The following is a 17,818-nucleotide window of genomic DNA, read 5'->3' on the forward strand; positions in this document are numbered from 1 at the left end:
AAAGTTCCACCTCCGGTCCCATCGAACGACAGCGCTAGATTCAGCCAACCGGTCCGGGGCGAGGTGGCTCGATTCTTCGGGAACAAGAACGTCGTAGAGTTGAATTGACGCAGGCAGCGCAAGAGTGCATCGAACACCTTAATCAGGCGTTATCCTTGGCGTGGCAAATTGCTACCGGAGTCGAGCCTGGATCGCCGGAGAAAGTGATGAGCGAATTCTTCGAATATCCCTTCCGGATCATAGGCCCCACGCCTGACACTATCCCAATGTCGCGCCTTGCAACGTACATGGCGGAATTGGCCCGTTTGATGGGTTCGCAGGATGCGGTGCATTTTAGTCGGATCGAGGACAAGAGCGTTAGTATTGTAGCCTTTGCCTCGTTGGAAGAAGTACCGCTGATCTCTCCCCGCATCCGCTCAGCGGCGTCGGGCGACGTGAATGCTGACGCTGCCGCGCCCTGGAGGAAGCTCAACGAATTCCTTGCCGAAGACGGTTGGACGGCGGAAATGCCCCTACCAAAGAGCGGCGAGGTCATTGCGTTCCCGGGCAAGTCAAAGACTGTCGCGATCCTGCGAGCGGTAAGCCAGCCCACGTCAGTTCAAGGTCGTCTTATCCGGATAGAGGGCGGAGGGGAACAGGTACGAGTTGGCCTTGAAATCGATGGTGATTTGACTGCTAGGATTTCAATAGGTTCTCAGCTAGCCCAGGATCTCGCCAAACACTTTCATCGCAGTGTACGCATGAGTGGCGAAGGAAGATGGAGGCGTGAGGGGGATGGCAGGTGGAACCTCGAGCATTTGGCTGCAACGTCTTTCGAGGTGCTAGAGGACGCCACACTGGACGAAGCATTGGCTCGCCTTCGGGAAATAGTGCCGCCGGGCTCAGGCGAAGAAATTGTGCGTGCAGTCGATGAGTTGCGCAGCGCATGATTGTCGTCGACACGAATTTCCTCGTCTTAATGATCGACCCTACTAGCACGCAAGATACTAATCGGCGGTCGGATCGCGTCAGGCACTTCGTTGAAACGGTATCGAAAAGCAAAGAAGAAATAACAATCCCTGCCCCGGCTCTGGCTGAATTGGTTGCGGGAAGGGCTGACAGAGTCGAAGAGATTGTTGAGGCCGTCCGCAGTTTGAAAGTGTTCTCAGTCCAACAATTCGACACCGTAATTGCGATCGAGACAGGCGAGCGAATCGCCTTGGCGCAAAGCCAAGTCCCCGCGGATCAACGTGTGCCAGGTTGGAAGGTCGCGATGAAGTATGACGCAATGATAGCGGCTACCGCAATAGTCCGTGGGGCTCGAGCGATCTACACGACAGACAGGGGCTTCGAGAAATACCTGCAAGGAACTGCCGTTCTGGTCAACCTGGTAGACGATTTGCCATTGCCACCTGAGGACCCCCAAGGTCATCTGAATCTGTGATACGCGGCAGCGATTATTTTGGGAAAATCCGGTGCTCAAACAAATAGATAGAGCGGCATCACCGATTCCATCGGCGATGCCACAGCCTTTGGCGTTTGGTTTTGGTCCCGTTGCCACATATTGGGGCCGATGCTGTACCTGCTGTGGCGCCTACAACTTCGATTTCGGCCAGCACCGACCGCGCGTCTGAATCTGGACCTCTCGTATCGATTGCGCCCGCCATCGTGCGGCGGCCAGCTACGCTGCCATATTGGAACGCCGCGCCCCTACTGAACAGCCCCCACCATCGTGGTCTGGCCCTCGCGGATCGAGACCCAGCGGCCGGTGTGCTCGCTCGACTGGCGCTTGAGATAGCGGTAGCCGGTGTCGTCCCAGGGGCGGACCTTGTTGGTCAGGTTGTCGAGGATGAAGTCGCCCTTGTCGGTCCTGACGGTCAGCACCGCATGGCCTTCGCCGTCGGGCTTGCGCACGACCGTGATGAGCAGGTTCGACAGCGAGATGCCCTTGGCGTTGAGCTCGCGGCGCTTTTCGAGCACATAGTCCTCGCAGTCGCCGGCACCGTCGGGATAGGCCCAGACCTCGTCCTTGCCGTAGAGGTCGACGTCGTTCATCGGTTTGACTGATTTGTTGACCGACAGGTTGATGTCGCCGATCTCCTGCCACAGCGCGTTGGTCATCTGCTCCGGCCCAATGTCCCGGAAGCGGATGTCGCACTCCGCCGGATTGGCCTTGCAGAATTCGAAATGCCCGATCGGCTGCGAGGTCAGGCCTCCGGTCGCCATCGGCGCGGCGACCGCTGCGGCGGCCGAAAGAAGGCCGGCCACGAGCCCCATTGCAACTCCGGTGCGCGCAAGCGCGCTTCCGCCCTTCGGTGAAGAGAACATGCCCCGACCCCGTCGACCCCTGTTACATTCGTTAATAAAACGTTAAAAGGGTTTCGGGAGGCCTGTCAATTCCGAGATGCGGGCCGATTGCCGGTATGGTTACCGTAGCGGCGCGACCGCGACGATTCTGCAACAGGCAAGGCTGGGCTTCGCCCGCGTGGCGTGCAGAGACGCCAACCCTTCGCCTGGGAACATAGCCTCCGGGAGGTGGCGGTCTTGATCGAGCGCGATGCCCAGGCTTGGCCTTCAGCAGGAGCCGACCGGGAAAAAGCTTCACCGGCCGCTTCCACGCGGCATGGACAGCCGGGCCAAAAGCATCGTTAGGTTGAAGGCCGGCGCATCCTCTGTGAGGATGCACCGGCCGAAAGGCTGTCAGCCTTTCGCCACGCGCACGATGCGCGGCTTGACCGCGGGGCGGTTTTCCCGGCCGTGGCTGGTGATGAAGTCGACGATGCGCGGCACGATCTCGGAGCGGAAGCGCGAACCGTTGAACACGCCATAGTGGCCGACGGCAGGCTGCAGATAGTGCGCCCGCATGTCGGCCGGAATGTTGACGCAGAGGTCATGCGAAGCCTGCGTCTGGCCGACGCCCGAAATATCGTCGTTCTCGCCTTCGACCGTGAACAGCGCGACGTTGCGGATCGCGCCGGGATCGACCAGCTCGCCGCGATGGCGCATGCGGCCTTTCGGCAGATCGTGGCGAACGAAGACCGTCTCCACGGTCTGGAGATAAAATTCGGCCGTCAGATCCATGACCGCCAGATATTCGTCATAGAAATCGCGGTGCTTCTCCGCGCTGTCCCCGTCGTTCTTGACCAGGTGCAGGAAGAATTCCTTGTGAGCGATGATGTGGCGATCGAGATTCATGCTCATGAAGCCCGAAAGCTGCAGGAAGCCCGGATAGACGGAGCGGCCGAAGCCCGGATCGGGCCAGGGCGCCTGCATGATCACATTGTCGCGGAACCAGTCGATGCCCTTCTCCTCGGCCAGCAGATTGACGGCGGTCGGGTTCCGGCGCGTGTCGATCGGGCCGCCCATCAGCGTCATGCTCGACGGCGCGTAGCGGTCGCCGCGCGCTTCCATGACCGACACTGCCGCGAGCACGGGCACGGAAGGCTGGCAGACGGCCATCACATGGGTGTCGGTGCCCAGCGCGTGCAGCATGTCGATGACGTAGTCGATATAGTCGTCGAGGTCGAAACGCCCCTCGGAGACAGGCACCATGCGGGCATCGACCCAGTCGGTGATGTAGACCTCGGCATGAGGCATCATGGCCTCGACCGTGCCGCGCAGCAGCGTCGCATAGTGGCCGGACATCGGCGCGACGATCAGCAGCTTGGGATCCTTCTTCTCGCGGCGGGCCGGCAAGGCGCGCTCGAAATGGATGAGGTTGCAGAAAGGCCGCGACCAGACGATGCGTTCGGAGACGGGCACGGTCTTCCAGTCAACGACCGTCGTCGGAAGATCGAAGCTCGGCTTGCCGTAGCGGCGCGTCGTCCGCTCGAAAAGTTCCGCCATGGCCGCGACGGAACGCCCCCAGGGCGTGTGCGAGAACGGGTTGAGCGGGTTGGAGTAGAACAGCTTGACGGCGTCCGCATAGGCCCGGAAGGGCTGGATCGCCGCATGGTTCAGTTCGTAGAGCTGATAGAACATTCCGTTTCCGTAGCCGTGCGCGACACATCGCGTCCACGATCCATATTGTTATGCAACAAAATTATCACCGAATTGCTGCGACGCAATACACAGTCACAGAAATGTCACGTCATGCTTTGGTCCAAGGCCGTACCACCCTTGGACCTGAATGCATTCTTGAATGGCGGCAGAATCGGGTGCCCTGGAAACGGCAGGGCCTTTGGAGCGGCGGCTGCACCGATGCCATCGGTGCCGCCGCTCGGCCTCATAGTTTGAACATCGGATTTGTCCCGAAACCGGCTCGCGCTTTCGGGAGACCTGCTCCGGCCTAGCTCTCGTAGCCGTCCACGATGATCATCTCGGCTTCGGCATGCCGCTGGCGGATCGCCTTGGCGGCCTGGTATTCGGGCGAGTTGTAACACTCCTTCGCCGCCTCGAAGGATGGAAACTCGATCACGACGTTGCGGCCCCGGCCGCGGCCTTCCATCGCCTCATAGGCACCGCCGCGCGCCAGGAACCTCGCCCCATATTTCTCGAAGGCAGGTTTCGCGGTTGCGACATAGTCTTTGTAGCCCTCCGGATCGCGGACATCGACATGGGCGATCCAATAAGCCTTGGCCATCTCTTTCTCCCTTGTGTCGGCCGCGCTCAGGCAGCGGCCATTTCGGCGAGGATAGCCTGCGCCGCCTGCTTCCTGTCAACCGCGCCGATGATCGGCCGCGCGACGACCAGATGGCTGGCGCCGGCGCGGATCGCGTCGGCCGGCGTCATTACCCGCTTCTGGTCGCCGGCCGCGCTGCCGGCCGGACGGATGCCGGGGGTGACGACGGCCATGTCGGGCCCGACGATACGACGCACAGCGGATGCCTCCCCGGCCGAACAGACGACGCCGCCCATGCCGGCCAGGACGGCCTGCTCGGACCTTCTCAGCACGAGCGTGTGCGGATCATATTCGTAACCGGCATCGTTCAGGTCCTGCTCGTCCATCGAGGTGAGCACGGTCACGGCGAGCAGGCAGAGGCCGCTTCCCTTCGCCGCTTCGGCCGAGGCCCGCATCGCCTTGGGATAGGCATGCAGGGTCAGCATCGACACGCCCATGCGCACGATGTTCTCCACGCCCTTGGCCACCGTGTTGTCGATGTCGAGCAGTTTCATGTCGAGAAAGACCCTGGTGCCGCCGCTCGCCAGTTCGCGGGCGAAGTCGAGCCCGCCGGCGAAAGCGAGCTGGTAGCCGATCTTGTAGAAGGAAACGACACCCTCGAGCTCGCGCACCACCTTCTCCGCCTCGGCGACGGTCGGCAGGTCGAGCCCCACGATCAGACGGTCACGCATGGTGTCTGGCTGCATCGTCCACTCCTTCGATGAATTTCCACGAGCGTCCAATCGCAGATCGCGGCGCAATCGGAAAGCCTGAACATGGAGATATTCAAGCTCCTCGCTTCGAGGCCGGCTACCCCCACCGGGCTCAGCCTGCGGGCTGCGTGCAGCAGCCGGCGATCACCGCTCCACCGCCGTGGAAAACATGTGGGCTCGCTCGACCAGCGCGCGCACGACATTCTCCATGGCCTGGCGCAGCCGCTCTTCCCGGAAACCGCCGTCTTCGTCGAAGGCCTCGCTTGCGCGGCCGACCGAACATTGCGGTGTCACCACCTCGACCCCGCAGGCCATCAGCACGGAGCGGAGGTGGTAGAGACCGCGCACGCCGGCAAAGGCTCCGTCGGACGACGAGCAGAGCGCGGCCACCTTGCCCGCGAAGGGCCTGAAAGCACGTCCGTTATCCCTGCGGATGCGACTCACCCAGTCGACCGTGTTCTTCAGCAGGGGCGGGATCGAGGAATTGTATTCGGGGCTCGCGATCAGCAAGCCGTCACTGGCAGCGATCAGCCGGCCGAGCCGCAAGGCGTTCTCCGGGATGCCCTTCTCGCGCTCCAGGTCCTCGTCCATGATCGGCAGGGGATAGTCAACGAGCGAGACGCGGGTGACGTCGGCTCCCTGCCTCGCGAGCTCCCCGACGGCCGCGTCGGCCGTGCGGATGCTGAAGGCCCCGGATCGGATCGATCCGGCGAAGACCAGTATTTTCGGCACCGGCAAGGCTTATCTCCCGCATATCCAACGAGACCGGTACAGGACGAGCGCGCGAAGTCAACCACCGTGCCGGCCCGATTGGCTTTCGATCTTCGGAGCTCGCGATGCGCAGATACGAAGTATCCGGGCATCCATTGCGCATACGAATGGACGCTAGTGCCTGCGGCCGGAAACGGCGCGGCGATAGATCCACAGCTGGGTGGGCGGAATGTTTCGCAGCACGAAGTCGAAATGCTCGACCGTGTAGTCGCCCTTGCCGGCGGGGACGGGCGAGAGCGGGCCGTAGGTGAGCTGCACGACCGGGCGTCCGGCCGGGATGCGGCCGAGAAGGTCCTCGATGTAGCGGATGCGCTGGGCGACCGGGAAGTTGAGCAGGGGCACGCCCGAGATGACGGAATCGAAGATCATGCCGCGCTTGTCGCCCAGCGTGGCGTCGAGGTTGAACGCGTCGCCGTGAATGACGTTGATGCCGTCAAACTGCCTCCTGAGATGCCGGACGAAGTCCTCGGAATATTCCACCGTGTAGAGATCCTGCGGCTTGACGCCCCGCGCCAGGATCGCCTTGGTAATGACGCCCGTGCCGGGCCCGAGCTCGAGCACCGGCAAGCCGGAGCCGGGATCGATGACCGAGGCCATGCGGCGCGCGGTGATCGAGCTGGTGGGGATGATCGACCCAACGGCCTTCGGCTTGTCTATCCAGCCCTTGAAGAAGCGAAGCTCGTCGTCGAACTTCTCGGCGAAGGCTTTGCGAAGTCCGTTACCGCGTGCCATGAACGTTCTCCTCAACCCCGCCGTGAGCGGATCATTAGCGGCAATGCCACTGGGGGCAAGATACGGTCTTGCCCCCGCTGTGGAAAGCCGCGCGTTCGGTCACCGTTCGCCGAAGGATTCGAAAAAGTCCTTCATGCGCGAGAAGAAGCCGCTCGACTGCGGGGAATTGTCGTTCGAGGACAGTTTCTCGAACTCCTCGAGCAGCTCGCGCTGGCGCCGGGTCAGGTTCTGCGGGGTCTCGACCGACACCTGGATATAGAGATCGCCGACCGCCGGCTGACGCAGCACCGGCATGCCCTTGCCCTTGAGCCGGAACTGGCGGCCGTTCTGCGAGCCTTCGGGCACCTTCACGCGCGTCTGGGTTCCGTCCAGCGTCGTGACCTCGAAGGAGCCGCCGAGAGCGGCTGATGTCATCGAGATCGGCACCTTGCAATAGAGGTCGGCGCCGTCGCGCTGGAAAAGCTCATGCGGCTTCACCGACAGGAAGATGTAGAGATCGCCGGATGGCCCGCCGCGCAGGCCCGCTTCGCCTTCGCCGGCGAGACGGATGCGCGTGCCGTCCTCGATGCCGGCCGGGATATTGACGGAAAGCGAGCGCTCTTCCGTGACCCGGCCCTGGCCGGAGCATTTCGGGCAGGGATCCTTGATCATCTGGCCGCGGCCATGGCACTGCGGACAGGTACGCTCGACCGAGAAGAAGCCCTGGCTGGCGCGCACCCGGCCGGCGCCGGAGCACATGGTGCAGGTGACCGGCTGCGTGCCGGGCCTGGCGCCTGTGCCCGAACAGTCGGTGCAGGAGATGGAAGCCGGCACGTGGATCTGCGCGGTCTTGCCTCCGAAGGCCTCCTCGAGCGAGATCTCCATATTGTAGCGCAGGTCGGCGCCGCGCTCGCGGCCGTTGGAGGAGCGGCGCTGGCGGCCGCCCATCATGTCGCCGAAGATGTCCTCGAAGATGTCGGCGAAGCCGCCGGCCGCAAAACCGTTGGCGCCGAAGCCGCCGCCACCGCCATTCTCGAAGGCGGCGTGGCCAAACCTGTCATAGGCGGCGCGCTTGTTGGGGTCCTTCAGCGTCTCGTAGGCTTCGTTGATTTCCTTGAAACGGTGCTCGCAGGCGGTGTCGCCGGGATTGCGATCCGGATGGAACTGCATGGCCAGCTTCCGGAACGCCGCCTTGAGCTCCTTCTCGTCCGCGCCCTTCTGGACGCCGAGCGTTTCGTAGAAATCAGCTTTCATCTTGTCCCGTCGTCCGGTCTTCGCGCATTGTCGACCGTCATTTTTTTCCGGCTGGCTTCCGATTTAGTAAACGAAAGCCTTCGATGCCATAGTCGAGGGCGCATTCCGGCCTCATTTTTCATTGCCGGCTGTGAAAAAGGCCCGGCTTGGGAGCCGGGCCCGTGGTTCAGACCACCCGAAGAGCCTCAGGCGGACTTCTTCTTGTCGTCGTTCTCATCGATTTCCTCGAAATCAGCGTCGACCACATCGCTGTCCTTGGCGGCATCGGCCTTGGCGTCGGCCTCCGCGGCCTCCTTCTGGGAGGCTTCATACATGGCCTGGCCGAGCTTCATCGACACCTCCGCCAGCGCCTGGCTCTTGGCGTTGATGGCCTCGACGTCGTCGCCCTCGGTCGCGGCCTTGAGCGCGGCGATCGCGTCGGCAATGGCCGAGCGGTCGGCCTCGGAGACCTTGTCGCCATAATCCTTGAGCGACTTCTCCGAGGAATGGACCAGCGACTCGGCCTGATTGCGGGCCTCGACCAGCTCACGACGCTTCTTGTCGCTCTCGGCGTTGGCTTCCGCCTCCTTCACCATCTTCTCGATATCGGCATCGGACAAGCCGCCCGAAGCCTGGATGCGGATCTGGTGCTCCTTGCCGGTGCCCTTGTCCTTGGCCGAGACGTTGACGATGCCGTTGGCGTCGATGTCGAAGGTGACCTCGATCTGCGGGACGCCGCGCGGCGCCGGAGGGATGCCGACCAGATCGAACTGGCCGAGCAGCTTGTTGTCGGCGGCCATCTCGCGCTCGCCCTGGAAGACGCGGATCGTGACGGCCGACTGCGAATCCTCGGCGGTCGAGAAAACCTGGCTCTTCTTGGTCGGGATCGTCGTGTTGCGGTCGATCAGGCGCGTGAAGACGCCGCCCAGGGTCTCGATGCCGAGCGACAGCGGGGTCACGTCGAGCAGCAGCACATCCTTGACGTCGCCCTGCAGCACGCCGGCCTGGATCGCGGCGCCGATGGCGACCACCTCATCCGGGTTGACGCCCTTGTGGGGCTCCTTGCCGAAGAACTGCTTCACCACTTCCTGGACCTTCGGCATGCGGGTCATGCCGCCGACGAGCACCACCTCGTCGATCTCGCCCGCCTTCAGGCCGGCATCCTTCAGCGCCGCCTTGCAGGGTTCGATCGTGCGCTGAACCAGATCCTCGACGAGGTTCTCGAACTTCGCCCGGGTGAGCTTCATCGTCAGGTGCTTCGGACCGCTGGCGTCGGCGGTGATGAAGGGCAGGTTGATCTCGGTCTGGGAGGCGGAAGACAACTCGATCTTGGCCTTCTCGGCGGCCTCCTTGAGGCGCTGAAGCGCGAGCTTGTCGTTCTTCAGGTCGATGCCCTGTTCCTTCTTGAACTCGCCGGCCAGATACTCGACCAGGCGCATGTCGAAATCCTCGCCGCCGAGGAAGGTATCGCCATTGGTCGACTTCACCTCGAACACGCCATCGCCGATCTCCAGCACGGAGATGTCGAAGGTGCCGCCGCCGAGGTCATAGACGGCGATCGTCTTGCCGTCCCTCTTGTCGAGGCCGTAGGCGAGCGCGGCCGCGGTCGGCTCGTTGATGATGCGCAGCACCTCGAGGCCGGCGATGCGGCCGGCATCCTTCGTCGCCTGGCGCTGGGCGTCGTTGAAATAGGCCGGAACGGTGATGACCGCCTTCTCGACCTTCTCGCCGAGATAGGCTTCCGCCGTCTCCTTCATCTTCTGCAGGATCATGGCCGAGATCTGGGAAGGCGACTGCTTCTTGCTGCCGGCCTCGACCCAGGCGTCGCCATTGTCGCCGTTCACGATCTTGTAGGGGACGAGCTTCTTGTCCTTCTCCGTCACCGGATCGTCATAGCGGCGGCCGATGAGGCGCTTGACCGCGAAAATCGTATTCTCCGGATTGGTGACCGCCTGGCGCTTGGCCGGCTGGCCGACGAGGCGCTCGTCGCCGTCCGTGAAGGCGACGATCGACGGCGTGGTGCGCGCGCCCTCCGCATTCTCAATGACCTTGGCGTCCTTGCCGTCCATGACGGCGACACAGGAATTCGTCGTTCCCAAGTCGATACCGATAACTTTTGCCATTTCGTTTCTCTCCGCTAAGCAGGCCGACAGGACCCCTGAGGCGTTCCGACGTCAGCCCCTGTTCACAAGATTTTCGTCCGGACCGGTAGGCTCCCGCCCCGGACGACATTGCGGCGTATATAAGAAGACGCTCTTCGACGCGCAAGCGCTTGGCGCATGCGGCCGCGCAGCCATTTTTGCAACGGACGCGAACTCTTGCGTCAAGCTTCCGCACTCGGAAAAAGCCTCGCGCCACACCATATCAGCTGCATGTCCACGTTGAACACGATCGATCTCCTCGTCCAGCGCCGCAACCGGATGCGCAACGTGCTCCACACCTGGCTGCTCGGCGTCGCATGCCTGTTGCTGCTGGCGGCCACCGCCTGGGCCTTCGGCGGCGCGGCCGGCGTCGTCTATGCCGCACTGTTCGGTATCGTGCCGCTCGTCGTGATGCGCCGGGTGAGCCCGCGGCTGGTGCTGTCCATGTATAAGGCCGTGCAGGTTTCGCCCGCGCAATTTCCCGCCGGATACCGGATCGTGGAGGAGTTGGCGCGCCGCGCCGGCCTGCCGGCGGCGCCGAAGCTCTACGTCATTCCCTCCAGGATGATGAATGCCTTCGCCGTGGGACAGCGTGACGACTCGGCGATCGCCATCACCGACGCGCTGGCCCGTTCGCTGACCACGCGAGAACTGGCCGGCGTGCTCGCCCATGAGATGAGCCACATCGCCCATGAGGACGTGAAGGTGATGGCCTTTGCCGACATGGTGTCGCGCTTCACCTCGCTGATGTCGGCGATCGGGCTGTTCTCGCTGTTCCTCAACGTCGTCGGCTTTGCCGGCGGCTACGAAGCACAGGTTCCGTGGCCCGGCGTCGTCGTGCTGCTGGCGGCCCCGACCGCGAGCGGCCTGCTGCAGATGGCCTTGTCGCGCACGCGCGAATTCGATGCCGATCTGGGCGCGGCCATTCTGACCGGCGATCCCGACGGCCTGGCGATCGCGCTGCTCAAGCTCGAGCGGGCCCAGGGCAGAGTGTGGGAAGGCATCCTTCTGCCGGGCGGCCGCATTCCCGACCCGTCGATCCTGAGGACCCATCCGACGACCGAGGACCGTATCGCGCGGCTTGCCGCCCTGAAGACGCCACCGCCAGCAACGCCGGAGCCGGATCATCCAGGCCCGGGACGCCCGATGCCGGCGCGGTCTTCGACCGTTCCGAAGATACGGTGGCACCCTCCGCACGACGCATTCGGCGCTCAGTTCCTGGCCGGCGAAGATGCACCACCGGCCTGCGGCCATGCGCTCAATCCGCCCGCCGGCCCGCCACGTATACGGACCTTGCGCGGCGGCGTGTGGTGGTGAGCGACGCCACCGCCCGCCCGAATGCCTGGACGGCTGTCGCGTTCTTGCGAGATCGACGCCCGGCCGGACCATGCTGACGGCACTGCATTCGGGCACATCCGGTGGGTTGATGCCCGACGCATCCGCACGGCCTCGATCGCCGACGCGGCCCCCTCCGGGCCGCTTGGCTTTCGCGCCAACAAGCGTGGGCCATGCGGCCGCGCGCGCCAGCGGTCGATTTCATTGATGGCGCTATCAGACCGTCGGATCAGGCCTTCTGGACCGAGATGACGTTGCCGGCGGTGTCGATGACGCAGGTTGCCTTCTGTCCGCTCGCGTCGAGGTGAACCTGATATCTCTGCGGGTCGATCTGCGACGAGCTTACAGGCAGGATGCGCGAGCTCTCCACGCCCAGCGGAGTGGCGGCTGCCGCCGCGCAGGCCAGTTGCAGGTCCGCCGGGGCCGTCTGCTCGGCGGTGCGCACGCTGTTGGCGGTCGGCTGGTTCGCCACGCAGCTGGCGAGCAAGCCGGCCAGGACCACGATGGACGGGCCCGCGCCACGCTTCCTCCAGGCCGTCGCGGCCCGGCCGGCGGCGCCGGATATCCAGTCGCTTCTGTTCGTCATCCCCCTGTTCGTCATCCCCTGTCAAACTCCCTTGTAGAGCGAGGCACCTTGCATCAGCACGATCACTTTCGCGCCGACACTAATGCGCGAATGGAGGTCTACGATGTCGTCATTGTTCATGCGAATGCAGCCGGACGAGACGTTGAGCCCGATCGACCATGGCTCCGGCGTGCCATGGATGCGGTAGATCGTGTCCTGGTCGCCTTCATAAAGATAAAGCGCGCGAGCGCCCAACGGGTTGTCGGGCCCGCCCGGCATGCCGTTGGCCCACTTCACGGCGTTCGGGTCGCGGGCGACCATCTCGGCCGGCGGCGTCCAGGTCGGCCATTCCGCTGTGCGGCCCACACGCACGATCCCGGCCCAGCCGAACCCTTCGCGGCCGACACCGATGCCGTAGCGGATCGCCCTCTGGCCGGGCTGGACCAGATAGAGGAAATGCTGGTTGCCATCGATGATGATCGTGCCCGGCTTCTCGGCGGTGCGGAAGGGCACCTCCTGCCGCCGGAACGCCTCCGGCACCTGCTTGTACATCGCATAGTATTTGCGGGCCTTGGTGCGGTCGTAGTCCACCCATTTGCGGGTCTGCGGATCGAATATCTGCGTCTGTGCCGCATAAGCCAGCGTCGCGCCGGCCGCGATCAGGGCGAGGGCGGCGCAGGCCGCGATCCCGCCGCGGCGGGACTTGGCGGTCCGTTCACCCGAGGCCCTATTTCTGGGAGAGAAGATCATGGCGCGCGCCCCCTATTTCGACCAGGCGCTGAGGCGCTCTGCATGATCGGCGACCCATTGCCGCGCGAAATCGGCGGGCTCCTGCCGCTCCACTTCGATGGCGTAGCTCATCTGGACGATCTCGTCGGGCGTGAAATCGATATTGGACAGGAAGGACGCAACTTTCGGTAATCTGTCGGCCGTGGCCGCGGCGAAGGCGATCTCGAACTTCGACGCCGGCCAAGCGACCGCGGCCTCGGATTTCGACAGCCAGTCGGTATCGTCGCTCGGCAGCACGACATTCCATTTGCCGTCGTCATGCGCCGGCTCGCTCAGATGGACGACATCGTGCAGCTTGAACACATGGTGCGGGCTGTAGCAGTAGAACACGATCGGCTGGCCGGTCGCCGCGGCGGCATCGACCGCGGCCATGGCCACATCCTCCGGCGCTTCCAGCAAGGTGACCGTCTTGGCGTAGCCATAGCTTTTGGCACGGATCTTCTCGATGGTCGTCGACGACCAGGTTTCCGCACCGATCCAGATCTCGCCCTGGCCGTCGCCGTCTGTGTCGAGGGCGGCGCTCTTCCTGGCGTCGCTCAGGTCGGCGACGTCCTTGATGCCGAATTTCTCGGCGGTGTCCCTGGTGGCGCAAAGGCCCTGGGTTGCCGCCACCGTCCTGGGACTGAGACGGACCGTCTTCTTGTCCTCGACATATTTCTTCACGAGTGAATCGAAATTCGGCTGCCAGACCTCCGGATGGATGTCGACCTCGCCGGTGTCGAGCCCGGCGAAGATCGTCATGGTACCCATCTCGCGAACATCGACCGTGAGGCCGAGCTGCTTTTCGATCCCGTATTTGATGATGTTGGCGGCCGCCTGGCCGGACGGCCAGTTGGGCATTCCCACCACCAGATCGGCGGCCTGGCCGGCACCACCGAATCCCGCCAGGAAAGCCATCGAAAGACTGCATTGACGCAGCCAGTAAGATTTGGCCAAAACCGCTCCTCCAGCGTCGCTTTGCGCGACCTATGCCGTCCCGTCAGCGCACATTGAAACCACAAGCACGGCGCGGGCGCCAGAGAAACTTTTCGTATTCTTCGGATAGGCGGCCGTTGCTGTCGCGGCCGCCACCGTCGCCGGTGCACTTGCAAGCGATACTTTCCCAACGAACGGAAAAGCATATTGCTGCCGCGGCATCGAAGAGATTCGCGGACGATGAAAGAGTTCTTCCCTGGTCAGGGATCAGTCGTCACAGCTTCTCCCAACCCTCATGTTCGCCGGCGCGGAAGATCGCGTCGATGACCTTCTGGTTGAGCACCGATTCCTCGAGCGTGAACACGCGGTCCTTGCCGCCGAGCGCTGCCCGGGCGAAGGCTTCGACCTGAAGCCTGTATTGCTGCGCGCCCGGGAAACGGAACACCGTCGCTTCCGTATGGTTCCGATTGTGCAGTTCGACGCGATGATGGTCGTAGAGCCCGGCGTTGAAGGGCGAATGGACCTCGATGAAGCCCTTGTCGCCGTGGAAGACCATGAGCTGGCGGGCCGCCATCTGGGTGGACAGGTAGAAACTCAGCTCGAAGTCGCCGAAATCCTGTCTGACGCTCGAATAGATATCGGTGCCGAAGGTCTTGTCGCGCTCGATCGTCGCCTGGACGCGCAGCGGTTCCCTGCCGGTGACGAAGCGGGTCGAAACCGTCGGATAGACGCCAATGTCGGGCAGCGCCCCGCCGCCGAGCGAAAGCTGGTTGCGCATATTGGCGGGGTCGACATTGTAGTAGGAGAACGCGCCCTGCACATGGCGCAGCCGGCCGATCGCGCCCGACGCCACCAGCTCGCGGATCTTGATCCATTGCGGATGGTGGACGACCATGAAGGCCTCGCTGATCAACACTTTCCGATCGTCGCGCAGAGCGATGAGCGGCAGGATGTCGGCGGCGTCGAGCGCCAGCGGCTTCTCGACCAGAACGTGCTTGCCGGCCTCCGCGGCCTTTTTCGCCCACTCGACATGCTGCGACGTCGGCAAGGGGATGTAGACCCCGTCGACCAGATCCGAAGCGAGCAGTTCCTCATAGGAGCCGAAGGCCCGCGGCGCGCCGAAACGGTCGGCGAGCGCCCGCGCCTTGTCGGCGTCGCGGCTGGCGATCGCCGAAAGCACGCCGTTGTCGGCCTCGACGATGGCGGGGATCAGCTGCTCGCGCGCTATCCTGGCGGTGGAAAGAATACCCCAGCGGAACATGGCTCCTCCTCGGATGATCGGACGAGACTATCCGGCCCGGGCCTTGAAGAAAAGTGCCGGCACAGCCTGCAGGGCGGGCTTGCGTCGGGCACCGACAGCGCGAATAGATCGCGCTCGAGCCGCTGATTCGGCACGGGCGCCGCACGGGCCGCCTGCCGGACCGAAAACACATACACCGGTTTCGGGCAAGAATCCGGTGCGAAGACAAGCACGGCGGAACAGCATCGAGAATCCACCTCGGGCGTCGCGGGGCCGGAGGCCGGATGCCAAGGACACACGAATCATGGTTAACCTTTCATTAACCAATCGCGACTTACCGTTAACCAATTAGTAAGGATTCGCCTCCCGTGAACAGCGTCGCTCCGATCCAGAAGAAGTCGATCCGCTTTCGCGCGCGCTCTTTCGTCGCCTTCGCGCTGGTGCCTGAAGCCCCCCTCGAAGAGTGGCTGCACGGGCTGGACGGCTGGATCGCGAATTCCCCGGGGTTCTTCACAGGCAGACCGGTCGTCCTCGACCTCAACGTGCTCAAGCCGGAGGCGAGCGAGATCGGGCCGCTGGTGACGCGGCTCGCGGAGCGCGGCATCAGGACCTATGCGATCGAGGCCAAGGGCGTGCACGATCTGGGCTGCGACCTGCCGCCGGTGCTGGCCGGCGCCAAGCAGACGATCATCGAGGAGGCCCAGGTCGAGCCCGAAGACAAACCCGTCGAGGCGGACAAGGCGGCCGGGCCGCCGGCGCCCGGCGCCCTGATCATCGAAGCGCCGGTCCGCTCCGGCCAGTCGATCTTCCATCCCGACGGGGACGTGATCGTTCTCGGCTCGGCCGGCTCCGGTTCGGAGATCATCGCGGGAGGGTCGATCCACGTCTACGGGACGCTGCGCGGCCGCGCCTTCGCCGGGGCCACGGGAAACCGCAACGCACGCATCTTCTGCCGCCGCAACGAAGCCGAGCTTCTGGCGGTGGACGGCTGGTATCGCACCGCGGAGGACATGGAGCCTTCCTCGCGCGGCAGGGCGATACAGGCCTTTCTGGACGAAGGCATAGTTCTGGTCGCGGCGCTCAACTGACAGGATTGGAGACAAGAGCATGGCCAAGGTGGTGGTCGTCACTTCAGGCAAGGGGGGCGTCGGCAAGACGACCTCGACTGCCGCTCTCGGGGCCGCACTGGCCCAGACCGGCAAGAAGGTCGCGCTCGTCGATTTCGACGTCGGCCTGCGCAATCTCGACCTGGTCATGGGCGCCGAGCGGCGCGTGGTGTTCGACCTTGTCAATGTGACGCAAGGCGCCGCCAAGCTCTCGCAGGCCCTGATTCGCGACAAGCGGCTGGACACGCTGTTCCTGCTGCCCGCCTCGCAGACCCGCGACAAGGACGCCCTCACCGAGGAAGGTGTCGCCGACGTGGTCGCGGAACTGCGCGAGAAATTCGATTATGTGCTGTGCGACAGCCCGGCCGGCATCGAGCGCGGCGCGCAGCTCGCCATGCGCTTTGCCGACGAGGCCGTGGTGGTGACCAATCCGGAAGTCAGTTCGGTGCGCGACTCCGATCGCATCATCGGCCTGCTGGACTCCCGGACGCTCAAAGCCGAGCGCGGCGAAAGCGTCTCCAAGCACGTGCTCGTCACCCGTTTCGACGCGGCGCGTGCCTCACGCGGCGAGATGCTCAGCATCGACGACGTGCTCGAGATCCTGTCGACGCCGCTCCTCGGCATCATTCCGGAGAATCAGGGCGTCCTGCGCGCATCGAATGTCGGCTCGCCGGTGACGCTCAACGAACCCAACAACGCGGCGGCACGCGCCTATGTCGATGCCGCGAAACGGCTTCAGGGCGAGGAACTGCCCGTTGTGCTGCCGGTCGAGAAGCGAGGCTTTCTGAACCGGCTCCTGGGAAGGAGGGCCGCATGAGCTTGTTCGACCTCTTCAAACGCCGGGGCAGCGCGCCGGTGGCGCGCGAGCGCCTGCAGGTGCTGCTCGCCTATGAGCGCAACAACCGCAACCAGCCCGATCTCGTCGCCGTGCTGCGCGAGGAGATCATGGCCGTGATCACCAGGCATGTTCAGGTCGATCAGGACGACGTGCGCGTGACGATGGACCGCGGCAAGACGATGTCGACGCTGGAGATCGACATCCATATCCCCAACAAGGGCGCGATCGCGGCGGCGGTCTGACGGAACGCTACCGGTCCGACACCGTATCGGGAGCGATCACCCGCGCCTGGCGGCCAGCGTCATGTCGAAGACGACCACGTTGGAATAGATCGGCGTGCCGGCATCCATGCCATAGCGGGAGCGAAGCACCTTTCCGGTGACGCGGAAGCTGATCGTACCCTTGCCGAGCCGTTTGAGCTCCACGTTGAAGCTCTCTGTTCCCGTGCGACCGCGCGCCGTCAGCGGGCCCGACACGATGGCCGAGCTGTCGCCTGTGCGCTTGACCGAAGTCGAGCGGAAGCGGATTTCGCGCTCCCGCGCCGTATCGAATATGGCATCGGACTTCAGGAAGGCATCGGTGCGGCTCTCGCCCGTGCTTACACTGTCGGGGTAGATGACGAAGTTTACCTGGGAGGCCGCGATGTTGCCGCCGTCAATGCGGATGTTTCCCTTGAAACGTCCGAATGCGCCGGCCAGCGAACCACCCCCCGTCTTGCCGATGGAGAAGCGGATGCTGGAACCGGCTGTGCTTACCTGGTAGCGGCCGGCGGCATCGGCGAGCGACGGGGCCGAGCCGGCCGGCATGGGAACAACCGAAAGCAAGAGTGCCGAGGCCATGCCGATCGCGCGGACGAACATCTTGTCCTCCGTTCAGTTGCGC

19 protein-coding genes are annotated in these 17,818 nt (G+C 64.0%); 6 read left to right on the top strand and 13 right to left on the bottom strand.

Annotated features, from left to right (window positions below; genetic code table 11):
* Positions 1 to 206 precede the first annotated feature (206 nt).
* Positions 207 to 929: a hypothetical protein gene (locus tag JN280_RS05385; protein ID WP_202310532.1), complete on the top strand. Its 723-nt coding sequence runs from the start codon at positions 207 to 209 to the stop codon at positions 927 to 929.
* Positions 926 to 1,423 (top strand): type II toxin-antitoxin system VapC family toxin, encoded by a 498-nt coding sequence (locus JN280_RS05390; protein ID WP_202310533.1) that lies wholly within the window; start codon positions 926 to 928, stop codon positions 1,421 to 1,423. Before JN280_RS05385 ends, JN280_RS05390 begins: the two co-directional genes overlap by 4 nt.
* A 266-nt stretch (positions 1,424 to 1,689) precedes the next feature.
* Here JN280_RS05390 and JN280_RS05395 read toward each other — a convergent pair whose 3' ends face one another.
* The 8 genes from JN280_RS05395 to dnaK form a co-directional block, all read right to left on the bottom strand.
* Positions 1,690 to 2,307, bottom strand: a complete 618-nt coding sequence (locus JN280_RS05395; RefSeq protein ID WP_202310534.1) for a transglutaminase-like cysteine peptidase — start codon at positions 2,305 to 2,307, stop codon at positions 1,690 to 1,692.
* A gap of 372 nt (positions 2,308 to 2,679) precedes the next feature.
* Positions 2,680 to 3,960 (bottom strand): polyhydroxyalkanoate depolymerase, encoded by a 1,281-nt coding sequence (locus JN280_RS05400; protein WP_202310536.1) that lies wholly within the window; start codon positions 3,958 to 3,960, stop codon positions 2,680 to 2,682.
* Between the two features lie 307 nt (positions 3,961 to 4,267).
* Positions 4,268 to 4,561, bottom strand: a complete 294-nt coding sequence (locus tag JN280_RS05405; RefSeq protein ID WP_202310538.1) for a DUF1330 domain-containing protein — start codon at positions 4,559 to 4,561, stop codon at positions 4,268 to 4,270.
* Positions 4,562 to 4,587: 26 nt separating this feature from the next.
* Positions 4,588 to 5,286 carry an orotidine-5'-phosphate decarboxylase gene (pyrF, locus tag JN280_RS05410; protein ID WP_202310541.1) on the bottom strand — a complete coding sequence of 233 codons (699 nt, stop codon included), beginning with the start codon at positions 5,284 to 5,286 and terminating at the stop codon, positions 4,588 to 4,590.
* A 150-nt stretch (positions 5,287 to 5,436) separates the two neighbouring features.
* Positions 5,437 to 6,030 carry an NADPH-dependent FMN reductase gene (locus tag JN280_RS05415; RefSeq protein ID WP_202310543.1) on the bottom strand — a complete coding sequence of 198 codons (594 nt, stop codon included), beginning with the start codon at positions 6,028 to 6,030 and terminating at the stop codon, positions 5,437 to 5,439.
* Positions 6,031 to 6,177: 147 nt separating this feature from the next.
* A complete protein-coding gene (gene pmtA, locus JN280_RS05420) occupies positions 6,178 to 6,795 on the bottom strand; it encodes a phospholipid N-methyltransferase PmtA (RefSeq protein WP_202310546.1) in 618 nt (205 codons plus the stop codon).
* A 99-nt stretch (positions 6,796 to 6,894) separates the two neighbouring features.
* Entirely contained in the window at positions 6,895 to 8,028 is a 1,134-nt protein-coding gene (dnaJ, locus tag JN280_RS05425) for a molecular chaperone DnaJ (RefSeq protein WP_202310548.1), read from the bottom strand.
* 185 nt (positions 8,029 to 8,213) lie between these two features.
* Positions 8,214 to 10,130 carry a molecular chaperone DnaK gene (gene dnaK, locus JN280_RS05430; protein WP_202310550.1) on the bottom strand — a complete coding sequence of 639 codons (1,917 nt, stop codon included), beginning with the start codon at positions 10,128 to 10,130 and terminating at the stop codon, positions 8,214 to 8,216.
* A 249-nt stretch (positions 10,131 to 10,379) separates the two neighbouring features.
* Here dnaK and JN280_RS05435 point away from each other — a divergent pair, with 249 nt between their 5' ends.
* Complete coding sequence (locus JN280_RS05435) at positions 10,380 to 11,465, top strand: zinc metalloprotease HtpX (protein WP_202310552.1); 1,086 nt, start codon at positions 10,380 to 10,382, stop codon at positions 11,463 to 11,465.
* A gap of 247 nt (positions 11,466 to 11,712) precedes the next feature.
* Here the strand turns inward: JN280_RS05435 and JN280_RS05440 are convergent, their stop codons facing one another.
* The 4 genes from JN280_RS05440 to JN280_RS05455 form a co-directional block, all read right to left on the bottom strand.
* Positions 11,713 to 12,069, bottom strand: a complete 357-nt coding sequence (locus tag JN280_RS05440; RefSeq protein WP_244743012.1) for a hypothetical protein — start codon at positions 12,067 to 12,069, stop codon at positions 11,713 to 11,715.
* 21 nt (positions 12,070 to 12,090) lie between these two features.
* Positions 12,091 to 12,798: a L,D-transpeptidase gene (locus JN280_RS05445; RefSeq protein WP_202310554.1), complete on the bottom strand. Its 708-nt coding sequence runs from the start codon at positions 12,796 to 12,798 to the stop codon at positions 12,091 to 12,093.
* 12 nt (positions 12,799 to 12,810) lie between these two features.
* On the bottom strand, positions 12,811 to 13,734 hold the full coding sequence (locus JN280_RS05450) for an ABC transporter substrate-binding protein (protein WP_202314562.1): 924 nt from the start codon (positions 13,732 to 13,734) through the stop codon (positions 12,811 to 12,813).
* 292 nt (positions 13,735 to 14,026) lie between these two features.
* Complete coding sequence (locus JN280_RS05455; RefSeq protein ID WP_202310556.1) at positions 14,027 to 15,013, bottom strand: Gfo/Idh/MocA family protein; 987 nt, start codon at positions 15,011 to 15,013, stop codon at positions 14,027 to 14,029.
* 347 nt (positions 15,014 to 15,360) lie between these two features.
* Here JN280_RS05455 and minC point away from each other — a divergent pair, with 347 nt between their 5' ends.
* The 3 genes from minC to minE are packed head-to-tail and all read left to right on the top strand — an operon-like array spanning position 15,361 to position 17,178.
* Complete coding sequence (gene minC, locus JN280_RS05460; protein ID WP_202310558.1) at positions 15,361 to 16,080, top strand: septum site-determining protein MinC; 720 nt, start codon at positions 15,361 to 15,363, stop codon at positions 16,078 to 16,080.
* 19 nt (positions 16,081 to 16,099) lie between these two features.
* A complete protein-coding gene (gene minD, locus JN280_RS05465; RefSeq protein ID WP_202310560.1) occupies positions 16,100 to 16,915 on the top strand; it encodes a septum site-determining protein MinD in 816 nt (271 codons plus the stop codon).
* Complete coding sequence (minE, locus tag JN280_RS05470) at positions 16,912 to 17,178, top strand: cell division topological specificity factor MinE (RefSeq protein WP_202310562.1); 267 nt, start codon at positions 16,912 to 16,914, stop codon at positions 17,176 to 17,178. Before minD ends, minE begins: the two co-directional genes overlap by 4 nt.
* A 36-nt stretch (positions 17,179 to 17,214) precedes the next feature.
* Here the strand turns inward: minE and JN280_RS05475 are convergent, their stop codons facing one another.
* Positions 17,215 to 17,796, bottom strand: a complete 582-nt coding sequence (locus JN280_RS05475) for a YceI family protein (protein WP_202310564.1) — start codon at positions 17,794 to 17,796, stop codon at positions 17,215 to 17,217.
* Positions 17,797 to 17,818 lie beyond the last annotated feature (22 nt).

This window comes from Mesorhizobium sp. L-8-10 (assembly GCF_016756635.1).
GTDB lineage: Bacteria > Pseudomonadota > Alphaproteobacteria > Rhizobiales > Rhizobiaceae.

Bases quoted from the DNA above. Each gene is read 5' to 3' on its own strand.
- JN280_RS05385 (WP_202310532.1), top strand. From the start codon at position 207: ATGAGCGAATTCTTCGAATATCCCTTCCGGATCATAGGCCCCACGCCT.
- JN280_RS05390 (WP_202310533.1), top strand. From the start codon at position 926: ATGATTGTCGTCGACACGAATTTCCTCGTCTTAATGATCGACCCTACT.
- JN280_RS05395 (WP_202310534.1), bottom strand. From the start codon at position 2,307: ATGTTCTCTTCACCGAAGGGCGGAAGCGCGCTTGCGCGCACCGGAGTT.
- JN280_RS05400 (WP_202310536.1), bottom strand. From the start codon at position 3,960: ATGTTCTATCAGCTCTACGAACTGAACCATGCGGCGATCCAGCCCTTC.
- JN280_RS05405 (WP_202310538.1), bottom strand. From the start codon at position 4,561: ATGGCCAAGGCTTATTGGATCGCCCATGTCGATGTCCGCGATCCGGAG.
- pyrF (WP_202310541.1), bottom strand. From the start codon at position 5,286: ATGCAGCCAGACACCATGCGTGACCGTCTGATCGTGGGGCTCGACCTG.
- pmtA (WP_202310546.1), bottom strand. From the start codon at position 6,795: ATGGCACGCGGTAACGGACTTCGCAAAGCCTTCGCCGAGAAGTTCGAC.
- dnaJ (WP_202310548.1), bottom strand. From the start codon at position 8,028: ATGAAAGCTGATTTCTACGAAACGCTCGGCGTCCAGAAGGGCGCGGAC.
- dnaK (WP_202310550.1), bottom strand. From the start codon at position 10,130: ATGGCAAAAGTTATCGGTATCGACTTGGGAACGACGAATTCCTGTGTC.
- JN280_RS05435 (WP_202310552.1), top strand. From the start codon at position 10,380: ATGTCCACGTTGAACACGATCGATCTCCTCGTCCAGCGCCGCAACCGG.
- JN280_RS05440 (WP_244743012.1), bottom strand. From the start codon at position 12,069: ATGACGAACAGAAGCGACTGGATATCCGGCGCCGCCGGCCGGGCCGCG.
- JN280_RS05445 (WP_202310554.1), bottom strand. From the start codon at position 12,798: ATGATCTTCTCTCCCAGAAATAGGGCCTCGGGTGAACGGACCGCCAAG.
- JN280_RS05450 (WP_202314562.1), bottom strand. From the start codon at position 13,734: ATGGCTTTCCTGGCGGGATTCGGTGGTGCCGGCCAGGCCGCCGATCTG.
- JN280_RS05455 (WP_202310556.1), bottom strand. From the start codon at position 15,013: ATGTTCCGCTGGGGTATTCTTTCCACCGCCAGGATAGCGCGCGAGCAG.
- minD (WP_202310560.1), top strand. From the start codon at position 16,100: ATGGCCAAGGTGGTGGTCGTCACTTCAGGCAAGGGGGGCGTCGGCAAG.
- minE (WP_202310562.1), top strand. From the start codon at position 16,912: ATGAGCTTGTTCGACCTCTTCAAACGCCGGGGCAGCGCGCCGGTGGCG.
- JN280_RS05475 (WP_202310564.1), bottom strand. From the start codon at position 17,796: ATGTTCGTCCGCGCGATCGGCATGGCCTCGGCACTCTTGCTTTCGGTT.